The organism is Glaciecola punicea, assembly GCF_001756615.1.
GTDB lineage: Bacteria > Pseudomonadota > Gammaproteobacteria > Enterobacterales > Alteromonadaceae > Glaciecola > Glaciecola punicea.
On the sequence record NZ_LZXY01000015.1, the window covers coordinates 41,518 to 54,328 of the forward strand.

The window sequence follows — 12,811 nt, forward strand, 5'->3', positions numbered from 1 at the left end:
CCTTTACCATGCCTTTCTTTGTTTATCCATAATACCTAAGTTATTGAATATATCTCGTAAAATGAAAGGCTGCTTTTTCGCCACGATACCACTAAGTTAGTGCAGAGCGACTTCAAATTCGAATTTCCCCCTCATATTTAATTTATAAAATTTATCTATCGGGACGGGGGATTTATTTTTAAGACACAGTGATAATTGTAGACTTATCAATAGTCACATATGGGGGATCAACAAACTCAGATATATTTTTATTTTTTGCTGATTTATTTTCTATGCGTAAGTTTCAAGAAAGATTCAACTGTTAATCTTTACCATGTTGTCTGATTGGCAACTCGATTGATTAAGCTACAGATACTTTATGGAACTGATTTTACAACATTAAAAGGTACTAATATGAAAATTATAAACTCGCTCATTACCGTTGGTTTTTTAATAGGCGCACAACAAGCATATGCAGCTGATAAATATGCTGAACCTGAATTAAGTTGGGGTGTTGGCCTAGGTATTATCATTGAAGATGAAGGTTACACTGAGCTGGATAGTGATAGCATGGCTGTACCTATATTTATCATTAATTACGGTAAGTTTTATCTAATGGGTCCTAAATTTGGCTATGAGTTATATGGCAATGATAATTATACATTCGGTTTGACTGGGAATTATCGACTGGACGGCTATGAAGCAACGGATAGTCGATATTTGACGGGCATGGATGACCGAGATGGCACTCTAGACTTAGGTGTTGAATACAGTTATGACACCGGCTTTGGAAAAATTGGCATAGGAGTCGTCGCAGATACACTAGGCAAACATGAAGGATATCAGGCGGACATTTCCTTTAGTTATCCCATTAACTTTGACAATGGCCAGCTCTCACCTTATATCGGTGCAGAATATCTTAGCGATGACTTAGTTAACTATTATTATGGTGTAAAAAGTACTGAAGCGACTCAAACACGTCAATTTTATCAGGCTGATTCTGCCGTTAACCTTGTGATGGGGATCAGAAGTACCTGGTTTTCGGGACCTCATCACAGATTTGTCGCGATGTTGGACTTTACAGTTTTTGATGACTCAATAAAAGATAGCCCGATTATTGATGTTGATCATGCAGCTAGCATGATCCTTGGTTATGCATATGTATTTTAAACCAGCTTTAGCCACAACCAAAGTGACGCCGGCACATACTTTTTATATTCGCTTTGCAAGCAAAATTGAAGGTCAGCATTTCCACAGGCTTTCTGTTGCGGCTCTAAGCCGGACGTTCTTGTAAAAAAATCACAATAGGTATAGATATGAAACATTTGAAACTGGCCACAACCGCTGCCGTTGTGATTGCTGCTGGCTTCTGGCTAATGCAGCCTGAAGACCCTGAACGTACAAACCCGTTTGACGGGGAAGCACAGCCGCTTTCCACTGGTATCCTTTCACCGCAAAAAGGTTTGACCCTTGCGCTTGAACGGATCACGCCAGACGGAGCTCCCCATGTATTGCTGGTTACCGAACTGCAAGGGGACCAGATTTCGGCAGTTGATCTGACCGCCGCAGGGCTAACCACAAAGACCGACTTCTTCGATGTTCTGACGGACGTTGGAATCGAAACACTTGTCAATATTGCGCAGGCCGATGCCAATGACCAGTTCCCGGTTGTGCAGCGCAGTTTTGGTGATCTCTTGCCTGCCGCTGGTACGGCTGCGCGACACGTGGCAAGTGGCACCAATTTCCCTGAGCATCAGGAGGAGACAGGCTCGGAGTCTGTCTTCAACTTTCCGAAATTCGGGGTCGCCACGCCACCTGTAACAACGGTTTCAACGGATGCAGACGAACTGCTCGATTACGAGGTCGAGATCTGCACAAGATTTGATCGCGACATTGAGCGTATCGAGGATTTTGATGCTGCGCAAAAAGGTTTCTTCTTGTGTGGAGATTTCAGCAACAGGAGTGTGCTGACGCGACTGATTGATCCCGACAATTTCGATTCGGGCACAGGTTTCAGCGATGCCAAAAGCGGACCGGAGCGCTTCCCCTCGGGCGGGCTGTTCGTGGTTCCACTTGACTGGGAGAGCTTTGTAAAAAACGAGCGTCTTGTCACGCAGGTCAATGACGAGATACGCCAAGACGCCCGTGCAGGCGAAATGATTCTGTCTTTCCGATCGCTGGTAGAAAAAGCGCTGGCCGATACGGAGTCCACCCGATTTCTGTACGACGACAAACAATTTCAGCTTGTAGAGAACGGCATGATCGCACGCGATCAAGTTCTGATGTCGGGCACCGCCGAAGGCGTCATTTTTATGCCGCCTAACATGAAGCAAATCGTCAGAGGCGCTATGCTTTACATAGTGAAAGGCACGTTTCTGACGGGGCAGGCTCCGTATGACGCAGTGCTCGAAAATTTTCTGGACGAAGAGCGCGCATCACTCCGGTTTCTCCAACCCGGACATCTTGTGACCCACAACTCTTCAAACATGGGGACTATTTCTGTCGTAGTGCAACGGGCTGAAAACTAACTGGTTAAGAACATTAGAGTGATGCATTAGGATCACCCTCAAATAGAAAAATGGCGGTAAACGCATCCACGCATTGGTCGTTCATCTCACGGGAGAGTTTGTGCGGGGGGGCTATGAAAAATGGCTGGATGGCAATGATAGGTGGACGCTTATTTTCAACCTTACTCATTCTAGTTGTGCTAAGTTAATATGTATCGGTAAGTTTAAGAAAAGGTTTCAAGAATGAGAATACTCATTGTCGAAGACAATCCAAAAGTAGCCAAGCTATTAAAAATAGCATGTGAAAAATTCCCTGCAAGTTGCGATATGTCAACCAGTGGAAAAATCGCAATTTCCTTATGTGAGATCACTAACTATGATGCTGTTATTCTCGACCTCGGATTACCTGATTTTGATGGTTTAGAGGTACTTAAAATCCTCAGAAAGAGAGATTATCATTTTCCCGTACTGGTATTAACCGCTAGAGGAAATATACAAGATAGAATTACCGGGCTTGATTTGGGAGCCGATGATTACCTGGTAAAACCATTTTCTATAGAAGAATTACTTGCAAGATTACGGGCATTATTACGTCGTCCAGGTACGCTAGCAGGCAGCATGCTGATCCACGGTAATATCAAACTAGATCTGTGTTCTAAGCACCTAGATATTCAGGGAGAACCTTTATTTTTAGGAAAAACTGAAATTGCTATTCTGAGTTATTTAATCAGTAATGCTGGGATCACAGTATCTAAAGATGCGATGAAAGACAGACTATATGGTTTTGATGATGATGTTAGCGAAAATGCAATTCAGGTCGCCATTCACAGACTACGTAAAAAGCTGGTTTGCGCAGGGGCGACCTTCGAATTAAAAACACTCAGGGGTATTGGATATATTTTGCATGTTGAAAAGGTTACCGCATGAAGTTATTTCGTTATTTATGGACGTTTCGTTATTCCCTTACAGCGACCTTGCTATTTGCCTATTGTATTGCTGGTATATTGTTATTCAGCTCTTTAATGGTGGCAATGCTTACGTTCAATACCGGTAATTTTGCAGATCTTGCCGCGCAAGAGCCTTCCGAAGAACTGGCTTACGATATTATGGAAGTTTTAAGTATTAACGATCAAGGAGAAATTCTGGTTAATAACCCGGACATTCTTAGTTGGGCATATGATAACTTATACGGTAATCTTGGTTTTCGGATAGTGGATAAAAATACCAATAAAATCATTAAAAGCTCAGCATCAGATGCTGTTGCAATCCAAACTTTACTACATTATTTACCTGTAGACTTATCTCCTGGTGCGATTAGATTAGACTCGAAATTAGGGCCGATCACCGGATTTCGTCTTCAGGTGAAGCTACAAGATATTGCGCTTTATATCGATGTTGCAAGAAGTGATCGCCTGGGTGAGTTTGCAAAAGAGGCAGTAATGCCAGCTATTCAAGCCAGTTTTAAAGTGATGATTTTTGCCTCTGTATTACTCTTTATTCTTGTGAGCCTAGTTTCCCTCAAATTAACAACAAGAAAAATAAAGCGCGTTTCTCTGGATGCCAATAAAATCTCACCAAACCAATTAGATCAACGTCTCAGTATCGATAAAATTCCCAATGAAATTGTGCCGTTAGCCAATGCGATTAATCGTGCTTTAGCAAGGGTTGAAGCTGGATTTGAAGAGCAAAAACGTTTTGTTGCTAACGCTGCACATGAACTTCGCACTCCTTTGACTATCATTCGTACACGCATTGAGCTGAGTGAACTACCAGACGGTTTAATCACAGATTTATTACAAGACGTAACTTATATGAGCCGCAGTGTTGAACAACTTCTTGATTTGTCCCGGGCGCAAAACTCGAGTACCTATTTACATAAGCCGATACCTATCGTCAAACCCGTGACCGATGCCTGCCAGCTTTTAGGTCCGCTGGTTCTGCGTGAAGATAAAGATCTCGAACTGATAGTAACAGGTAATAATGATTCGGTTATTTATGGTGACCACGGTGCACTGACGGTTGCCTGTAAAAATATCATTGAAAATGCAATTAAGCATGGCGACGTAAATGGATTGATCCGTGTTGAAGTCGGCGATAATTGGATAAGCTTTTCAGATAATGGTCCGGGCATAGATAAAAAAAACCAGACTCTCGCTTTACAAGCATTTTGGCGAAATAATCAATCAAGTAACGATGGCTCAGGTCTGGGTTTAGCCATCGTTAATGAAATTTGTAAAGCGCACAATGCAAAGTTAACAATTGGTCGTAGCATCAGCTTAAAAGGTGCTGAGATCACTATCCAGTTCTAAAATAAAGCAAAAGAGTATGAGTGGAATTAAGGCTGTATGCTACCTTTCGTTACACCATAGACACTACTAGTTACAAAATACTGTTAGTAACTCATGTAATATTTTGTTCTTATTAATTACACAAAATATAGAGAATCATATATGAAAGAAGATATTGATGAACTGAAAAATGAATTTCGAGCAAAACTTCTATTTTGGAATAATATAAAAAGTAAAAAATTTAAATTCTTATTAATATTATTATGTTTCGGCTTGATTGGATTAAAAGTTTTTACCACTATTTTCACTTTCGATTGGCTTGCCGGGTTGTTATGACCATCAGTTTCCGCTCTCTTAACAAACATGATATTAACTATTCGAAAGTTATTGACCTTTTTTTCGAAGCTTTTCCAAAAATTCAATTGCTACCACAATGGGTTGTCAAATATAGAATGAGAAATGGTAAGGATGGTTTTGAAGTTCTTTACGAACATAATTATTGGGTCGGGTTTATCTACGCTAAAGAGTATAAAAATATTGTATTTGTAAAATTTTTTGCAATATCAGAATCGCTCCGTTCAAGTGGTTTGTTCTGGTCAAGCCCAACCGGACACATTCCTAAAGGAATTTTCAAATTCAATCGGTGATTGATCGCCATTCGACGAATGCAACCGCTCCAGATTGTAATATTTAATATATGCAGCAACATCTTGCTTCATGTGTTCCCGTGTTGGTTGCTCTATTTTGAACAACCAATCATGTTTTAAGCTACCAAAAAATCTTTCAACCACGGCATTATCCCAACATGCGCCGACATCGCCCATGCTGGCGCGGCAGTCTAAGTCCTTGAGTAGCTTTCTAAAGCGTTTACTCGTATATTGCGAGCCTCTATCACTATGAAAAACCAAGCCTTTTGGAGGCTGGCGTAGGCCGTATGCTTTTAAAAATGCTTGCTCAACTAAGTCCGTCGTCATTCGACTCGACAAGTGCCAGCCTATAATTCGCCGACCACATAAATCCATAACAACGGCTAAATACTGCCAACCTTCGCCAGACCTCAAATAGGTGATGTCGCCGGCCCACACCTTATTTGGCCCAGGCGGATTAAAATTCATGTTTAACAAGCTATCAGCCACAGCATCACTGTGTTTGCGCTGAGTGGTTACTTTGTAAGCAATACGCTGTTTAACAATTAAGCGTGACCTTTTCATCAACTTAACCACTTGATATCGTGTTATTTCAAAGCCTTCTTTGCGCAGCTTTTTGCCTAGCTCACGGCTACCCAAACTGTCTCTACTTTCCTTAAAAAGCGCTTTAGCTCTGCGATGTAAATCCAGTGTTTGAGCACTGATAATAACCGCAGGCCGCTTGCGCCAAGCATAGTATGCCGACTTACTGACTAGCATAACTCGGCATGACATTGAAACTGGGTACTGCTTACCTAAACTGTATATAAATGAATATCTTACTTCATTTCTTTCGCAAAGAAGGCCGATGAGGATTCAAGTCATCAAAGCAACAGGTATACTAAATTACTGATTTGCATGAGGACATTGAATGAAACGATTAAAACGTACATTTACCACAGGCGAGAGAGACCTTGTTTTTGACCTATGGAAAAACGGCGCTGGATTCAGCGATATTGGTCGCGTAATTGAGGCCAAGCCTGGCTCTGTTTTTACAATTTTACGGGAAACAGGTGGCATTAAGCCGAAACCTAGGCATCGAAATATTACACATATATCTCTGAGCGAACGCGAAGAAATACGCGTCGCGTTATCAGCAAAGAAGAGCATTCGGGCAATCGCTGAAATGTTAAATCGGTCTCCGTCAACCATATCTAGAGAAGTCGCTCGCAATCGAGGACGCAGGTATTACAAGGCTGTAGATGCAGACAATCGTGCTAAGCGAATGGCGAAACGACCGAAGCTTGGCGTGCTACAGCGTTACCCTGAGCTAAAACAAATTGTGATAGATAAACTTGAATTGAAATGGTCACCGGAGCAAATTTCAGGTTGGCTAAGCGTCGAATATTCAAGACGTAAAAAGATGCAGGTATCACACGAAACAATTTATAAGTCGCTTTATGTACGATCAAAAAACATTCTCGACCATTCGCTTTCAGAACACTTACGCAGAAAGCGCCCTATGCGACACAGTCGCTTTCATACACGCAAAGGCCATAGAGGCTCAATTAATATTGTTAATGGTGTCTCTATTCACGAACGCTCGAAGCATATTGATAATAGGCGATCACTTGGACATTGGGAGGGTGACTTAGTATCTGGGTCAAAAAATACCCACATTGCCACATTAGTGGATAGAAAGTCACGTTTCACTATCATTCTCAAACTAGCGGGAAAAGATGCTGGCTCTGTTAATGATGCACTTCTAGCTATATGTAGACAAATGCCATTGGAATATCGAAAATCTTTGACTTGGGACAGAGGTATGGAATTGGCTAAACATAGCGTTCTTACTGAAGAGTTTGGGATGCCTGTTTACTTCTGCGATCCTCAGTGTCCATGGCAGCGAGGCACAAATGAAAACACTAATAGCCTTATTCGACAGTACTTCCCCAAAAAGACAGATTTATCACTACATAGCCAAGCACGACTGAGTGAGGTCGCAACTCAATTAAATGAGCGCCCAAGAAAAACATTGAAATTTAAAACACCATCACACATGATTGAAAAGAGTGTTGCTTTGTTGGCTTGAATCCTCAGACGCCTTTTTTAATATTTCACGCTCCATTTGCAAGCGTTTTTTATCTTTTCTGAGTTGAATGAGTTCAGCTCTTTCATCCGTTGATAACTCAGACTTTTCGCTTTGTTCTTTAAATTTCGCCACCCAATTATAAAGCAATTTATCAGTAATATTTAATGAAGCAGCCGCCTCAACAACTGAATAACCTTGCTCAGTTACCAGTGATACCGCTTCTTGCTTAAAATCATTTGGGTAATTCTTATTTGTACGTTTAGTCATTTTTACACCTCAATAAATTGGAGTTTATCCTTTATTGATGTGTCCTGCTAATTCAACCAGAACACAATCTAAATCTTAAAGTAAGCGAACAATTCCGCTGGTAAAGGAGTGTGTAATTTCCAAGTTACATTCATTGGCGCCTCGCCCTGATGGTTCTGGTAATCTATTTTTCCAAGGTAATAAAAAGGTGAAGCTGTTTTTGCGGTAAGTTTGTTTTTTCTCACAAAGAGATGCACTTTATCGTCAAACTGAACTGCTTTTCCTTTGGCACTATTTGCTTTGGTTGATGCCTGACTTTGCCAGTGGAATGTTTTATCGTCGATAAAATAGTCATTGTATTGATGCTCACTGGCTTTCCCTTGCTTATTCAGCGTAACCAATAAAAACTGCTCATTAGAATTTTTGGGCCTAATATGGCCGGCTTCCCACAAGCCTTTATTAAATTCCAATCCGAACAGCCCTGGAATATCTTGGCGCATAAACTCTTGATGGCAGTAAACATCAGCAGGATCCAGGATGTTTTTTAAAAAAGCCAATAAAGTCATATCAGTATATGACTTTATTGGCTCATGAACAGCATTCTGCTCTATCAACTGGTATTTCTGGTCGCCTAACTTTTTCACTTGCCGAAGAAGGTATTGCTCATCACCACTTGCATTATTGCGCTCAATCGCAATAGTTTTACCGCTTATATCGTCAGTATACTCAGGCGTAATATGTTCCAATAATAACAAGTCACCATGTTTAATTTGGTATTCCCCACCATCCATTGAATTCCCTGATGCAAATACTACAAAATGTCGTTTGGGGTCTAAGTTGCCATAGGAGAGTGGGAGATCAATCGTTTTTGAGTATTCATGGCTTTTTGACTTGAAATGTCCGTAAGCAATTTTAAGATCGGTAAAAAAGGGAACAGACTGTTTTAGTGCTGAATTAATAGAAATAACCTCTGCTAATGGTTTTTCTGAATTGGCGTCACTATTTGCCAGTCGATTCTCGTACTGTAGAAAGCGATAGTTTACTAATTCCTGCATTATATCCGCTAGAATATCGCGCAATTTATCAGGCACATCAAGGTTGATAGCAAAAATCTTCTCATCGAGTCGAAAATAGGCCTGACTGTTTATGCTGTTTTCTCCTATCCATGCCTTAACTGGGTTGCTGCGCCAATAGTTAGTCCATTTTTTTAGATCAACATTGTCATCTATAATACTGTCGTAAAACTGTGACGTTAGATCTCGCAATAATGGCCGGTGACGTTTTAGAACTGATAACGAACGCATCGATAAAGCTTCCAGTTCAATTGGCGCGTTAAGGCCACCTAATTCTAAAAATGCCTCTATTAAAATGAGCTTAAAAGATTTGGTTAAATGAGTGGTTTCTAAAGCTCTTAAAAATGTTCCAAATTGCTTTAAACAATCGTCTTCCTTTGCTTTTAAGTCTTTTTGGCTCAGTACAAATTCAAACCAACCACCATACTCTTTGCGAATTTTTTCTACCGATCCGCCGGCATGGTATAACTCCGAGAGGGTAGGTCGGCGACCAAAAGAGTCTTTGAGCCCAATGTAGATATCAACTTGTTGATCCGGGTTGTCGGAAATAAGCTGCTGCAAAATATCAATCGCAGCAAGTTCGAAATTAACGAAACACCCTTTAGGAAGCGGCAAATTGCCACTTCTGGCATCTGTTAGAAACTTTCTACGCGCACCATTGGTTACTCCAAAGGCAAATAAAGAGTCAACCTTACGGAAAAAGCTAATATGGTTACCTATAAAGTCCAAGATCACCAAGCGCTCTTTTTGCGTTGCAATGCTGGTTCGTAGCCCACGGCCTAGTTGCTGCAAAAATATAATTTTTGAATCGGTAGGGCGCAGCATCATAACTGTATCGATGGCGGGTAAATCGACGCCTTCGTTAAATAAGTCCACTGAAAAAATCACTTGGATGGCACCGGCTCTGAGTTCGTTGAGCGCGACATTTCTTGGCATTTTGGACTTGCTATGCACTGAAACGGCGTTAATTCCTTGTCTATTAAAGTAATCAGCCATAAAATCAGCATGTTTGGTAGAGACACAAAAAGCCAGAGTTCTGGTTAGCTTATGTTTCTGCCAATGGACCAAATTGTGCTTGGCTCTTGAAACAGTCGCTAATTTATTTTCAAGCTGTTCTGGGTCAAACTTACCGTTACGCCAGCTTATCTCATTATAATCGACAGTATCAGCTATGCCTTGGTAGTCAAAGGAACATAAAACGCCAGACTTAATGCCATCAAACAAACCAAAATTAAATACAAGATTATCGTCGCATAGCGACAAGATGTCTGATTGATCGGTACGCTCTGGTGTAGCTGTCAATCCCAGCATAAACTTAGGCGTAAAATAGGCTATTAGCTTTTGATAACTTGCTGCTGCAGCATGATGAAACTCATCCACTACGATATAATCAAAATGTAATGGCGAAAATTTGGCTAGATGTTGTTGTTTACCAATAGTTTGGATTGATGCAAATAACAAATCAACATCCTGCTGTTTCGTTTTTCCTGAATAGCGCCCTATACGTGTGTTTGGGTGGATCCTAACGAATGTCTGCTCTGCTTGATCAAGGATCTCCTCTCTGTGAGCCACAAATAAAATCTTTTTGGCAGACACATTTTTTGAATCAAACGCGGCAAGCCATGTTTTACCTGTGCCGGTCGCCATGACTACCAAGCCGCGCTGATACCCATTTATTCGAGTTTGGTGTAATGCGGTTAGTGCTTGTTGTTGAATAATATTAGGCTCAGGTAAAGGCTCAAAAGCCTCAGTACCTGTGTTGGATGCTAATTTAAGAGGTGATGCCTTGGGGATCCTCTTTTCATATTTATCTATCCAATCATGGTTTAATGGGACACACCTTGGATCGACATAAAGCTCTTCGTATTTTAAGCGAATGGTATTAAATTTGTCAGGTTCGGTTTTTAGATCAACGCTCACATTCCACTCGAGCCCGCCTTGCAAAGCGGATTTAGATATATTACTTGAGCCAATAAAAGCGCAGCCTTCTAATGCATCTTGCTGCGAGCCCTCGATGAATAAATAAGCTTTCATGTGAAAACTTTGGTATCCCTTGGATTCAAATACTTTTATTTCAGCCCCTCTTGATTGCATTAAAATCAATTGGCGTAAAGCTACCGGCTCTGTTATGCCCATATAATCGCCAGTTAAAATCCTGACTGTTGCGCCGCGTAAAAGGGCATCTTCCAACGCTGGGAAAATTAAATTAAGGCCGGTTTTTCGAATAAAAGCAGCTGCGATACTGATTGAAGTCGCATAATTTATCGCTTGCAGCAAATTAGGTAAAAATGGGTCAGTTCCACCAACGGTGAGATGTTGAGATGGGAAGGTCTTCATTTTTTAGTTCCTGTTTTTCTAACCAATATGTTGACCCATTTCTGTGTCGTGTCTCTCAATGGTTTTGTTTCTTCCCAGCACTCAATGACTTTAAAACCGCCAATACCGTTGACTAAGGCTTGTAGTTGCTCACTGTTATAATTATTAAACAAACGACCTAATGCGTCACAAGATTCACCGTCACCCCACTTAAATGAGGCATAAAAAACGCCGTCTTTTTTCAAGGCTTTATTTACCCGAGATAGCACAGATAATATTTGATCTTCAGGGCAATGTAATAAACTGGCGCATGCCCATATAGCGTCAAACTCATTATCAAACAACATGTCTTGATATAAGGCGACAAGAACTTTTTGTTTAATAAGGTTCTCGGCGATTTTAGCTAGCTCTGAGCTACCATCTAAGGCAGTGATTTCAAAACCGTGGTTTAAAAAATAACGGGAATCACGACCTGAGCCGCAACCGAGATCTAAAATATGTGCATTTGGTTTAAGATGTTGTAAAAATCTTGCGTACAGAGGCTCCAAGTCAACACTAGTAGTTTCTTGGGCGTAACTGCTAGCCTGTTTTTGATAGAAGCGCGTTAAACTGACTTTGGATTTGAATTGACTAATTAACGGGATATCTGCCTCTGCCCATACTAAGGAATCTAGTTCTGGTATTGCGACCCATTGCATCTGATCATGATCACGTAACTGGAAATCGCCGCTTAAGTACTCCACTTGATAAGCAATTAAGCGAACGGTTTTATCGTTATAAGAATGTATATTTTCGCCAATGTAATGGGTAACCTGAGTTTCAATCCCAAACTCTTCTCGCAATTCACGTTCAAGACACTGTTCAGGGGATTCACTCTGTTCTATTTTTCCACCCGGAAACTCCCAAAAGCCGGCAAGATGCAGCCCAGGTTTTCTGCGTGCAGCAAATACTTTGTTATTTTTGGCAATAATGCCAACGGCAACATTTATAATCGACAACATAAAAGTGGGTACTTCCTTTTAATTCAAGACTCTCCCTGCTGCCAGGTTAACTTAATTTAGAAATGGTTGCGAGCGCTGGCAAGCGCATTTTCATATTGAGAATAGAATAAAAAGATAAGTACAAAATGATTTGAAATTACTCTCATTTTTGGTGTAAAAATATGGGTTTAGCTAGCGAAGGTTTAAACAGTCTGTTTGACGTGTTTGTTCACTTTTTGCTATGCGGAATAATTTGTAGAAGCCTAGGTGTGCGTCACTTTTTCAAGTTTGCTTCCGCGCTCCACAACTCAAAATTTGCGTTAATCCTATGATAGTCCAACCATGGTTTGATTAAGTCAGTATTTTTTATAATACCTCGTTGATCGCTGTCTTCTGGTTTAGGATTTTCCAAATCTATTGATTCAATATCTTGACATGATTGAGCAAGAAAATTAGATATCAGTTCATCAAAAGTTGGTTGAATATAAGCAGAGTGGCTATTATCAAAACCCATAAAAACTCAAAAACGTGGCAGATTTCGCAATTATACAAAGGCTTGTAAATCTGTGATCTTTTCTGTCATACTTTTTTGTTGAATCTGTCATACTTTGTTTAATGCTAATTAATATGGGAAAAATATAAACTGTTGATATTATGATTATATTTTATCTAAATTGATGCTATTTAACCTTTACTCAATATTT

10 protein-coding genes and 1 pseudogene are annotated in these 12,811 nt (G+C 40.5%); 6 read left to right on the plus strand and 5 right to left on the minus strand.

Annotated features, from left to right (window positions below; genetic code table 11):
• Positions 1 to 393 precede the first annotated feature (393 nt).
• The 5 genes from BAE46_RS13665 (at position 394) to BAE46_RS14885 (ending at position 5,110) form a co-directional block, all read left to right on the plus strand.
• A complete protein-coding gene (locus BAE46_RS13665) occupies positions 394 to 1,149 on the plus strand; it encodes a MipA/OmpV family protein (protein WP_006005335.1) in 756 nt (251 codons plus the stop codon).
• Between the two features lie 146 nt (positions 1,150 to 1,295).
• On the plus strand, positions 1,296 to 2,507 hold the full coding sequence (locus BAE46_RS13670; protein ID WP_006005338.1) for a fumarylacetoacetate hydrolase family protein: 1,212 nt from the start codon (positions 1,296 to 1,298) through the stop codon (positions 2,505 to 2,507).
• Between the two features lie 222 nt (positions 2,508 to 2,729).
• A complete protein-coding gene (locus tag BAE46_RS13675; protein WP_006005342.1) occupies positions 2,730 to 3,413 on the plus strand; it encodes a response regulator in 684 nt (227 codons plus the stop codon).
• Positions 3,410 to 4,795, plus strand: coding sequence for a sensor histidine kinase (locus BAE46_RS13680; RefSeq protein ID WP_006005344.1), 1,386 nt, complete (start codon positions 3,410 to 3,412; stop codon positions 4,793 to 4,795). The genes BAE46_RS13675 and BAE46_RS13680 overlap by 4 nt, the downstream gene beginning before the upstream one ends.
• Positions 4,796 to 4,936: 141 nt before the next feature.
• Positions 4,937 to 5,110 carry a hypothetical protein gene (locus BAE46_RS14885; protein WP_006005346.1) on the plus strand — a complete coding sequence of 58 codons (174 nt, stop codon included), beginning with the start codon at positions 4,937 to 4,939 and terminating at the stop codon, positions 5,108 to 5,110.
• A 260-nt stretch (positions 5,111 to 5,370) separates the two neighbouring features.
• Here the strand turns inward: BAE46_RS14885 and BAE46_RS13685 are convergent.
• Positions 5,371 to 6,264: pseudogene (locus BAE46_RS13685) on the minus strand (IS3 family transposase); the annotation flags it as partial.
• 67 nt (positions 6,265 to 6,331) lie between these two features.
• Between BAE46_RS13685 and BAE46_RS13690 the strand changes: the two are divergent.
• Positions 6,332 to 7,492: an IS30 family transposase gene (locus BAE46_RS13690; protein WP_070113319.1), complete on the plus strand. Its 1,161-nt coding sequence runs from the start codon at positions 6,332 to 6,334 to the stop codon at positions 7,490 to 7,492.
• Here BAE46_RS13690 and BAE46_RS13695 read toward each other — a convergent pair.
• The 4 genes from BAE46_RS13695 to BAE46_RS13710 form a co-directional block, all read right to left on the minus strand.
• The gene (locus tag BAE46_RS13695; RefSeq protein ID WP_070113321.1) at positions 7,454 to 7,759 is read right to left on the minus strand and encodes a transposase; all 306 of its coding nucleotides are present in this window, start codon (positions 7,757 to 7,759) and stop codon (positions 7,454 to 7,456) included. The genes BAE46_RS13690 and BAE46_RS13695 overlap by 39 nt on opposite strands.
• Before the next feature lie 68 nt (positions 7,760 to 7,827).
• Positions 7,828 to 11,148, minus strand: a complete 3,321-nt coding sequence (locus tag BAE46_RS13700; RefSeq protein ID WP_070113323.1) for a DUF3427 domain-containing protein — start codon at positions 11,146 to 11,148, stop codon at positions 7,828 to 7,830.
• Positions 11,145 to 12,128, minus strand: coding sequence for an NUDIX domain-containing protein (locus BAE46_RS14490; RefSeq protein ID WP_006004320.1), 984 nt, complete (start codon positions 12,126 to 12,128; stop codon positions 11,145 to 11,147). The genes BAE46_RS13700 and BAE46_RS14490 overlap by 4 nt, the downstream gene beginning before the upstream one ends.
• Positions 12,129 to 12,381: 253 nt before the next feature.
• Positions 12,382 to 12,621: a hypothetical protein gene (locus tag BAE46_RS13710; RefSeq protein ID WP_006004322.1), complete on the minus strand. Its 240-nt coding sequence runs from the start codon at positions 12,619 to 12,621 to the stop codon at positions 12,382 to 12,384.
• Between the last annotated feature and the right edge of the window lie 190 nt (positions 12,622 to 12,811).

Coding starts and splice junctions, on each gene's coding strand:
- BAE46_RS13665 (WP_006005335.1), top strand. CDS start 394: ATGAAAATTATAAACTCGCTCATTACCGTTGGTTTTTTAATAGGCGCA.
- BAE46_RS13670 (WP_006005338.1), top strand. CDS start 1,296: ATGAAACATTTGAAACTGGCCACAACCGCTGCCGTTGTGATTGCTGCT.
- BAE46_RS13675 (WP_006005342.1), top strand. CDS start 2,730: ATGAGAATACTCATTGTCGAAGACAATCCAAAAGTAGCCAAGCTATTA.
- BAE46_RS13680 (WP_006005344.1), top strand. CDS start 3,410: ATGAAGTTATTTCGTTATTTATGGACGTTTCGTTATTCCCTTACAGCG.
- BAE46_RS14885 (WP_006005346.1), top strand. CDS start 4,937: ATGAAAGAAGATATTGATGAACTGAAAAATGAATTTCGAGCAAAACTT.
- BAE46_RS13690 (WP_070113319.1), top strand. CDS start 6,332: ATGAAACGATTAAAACGTACATTTACCACAGGCGAGAGAGACCTTGTT.
- BAE46_RS13695 (WP_070113321.1), bottom strand. CDS start 7,759: ATGACTAAACGTACAAATAAGAATTACCCAAATGATTTTAAGCAAGAA.
- BAE46_RS13700 (WP_070113323.1), bottom strand. CDS start 11,148: ATGAAGACCTTCCCATCTCAACATCTCACCGTTGGTGGAACTGACCCA.
- BAE46_RS14490 (WP_006004320.1), bottom strand. CDS start 12,128: ATGTTGTCGATTATAAATGTTGCCGTTGGCATTATTGCCAAAAATAAC.
- BAE46_RS13710 (WP_006004322.1), bottom strand. CDS start 12,621: ATGGGTTTTGATAATAGCCACTCTGCTTATATTCAACCAACTTTTGAT.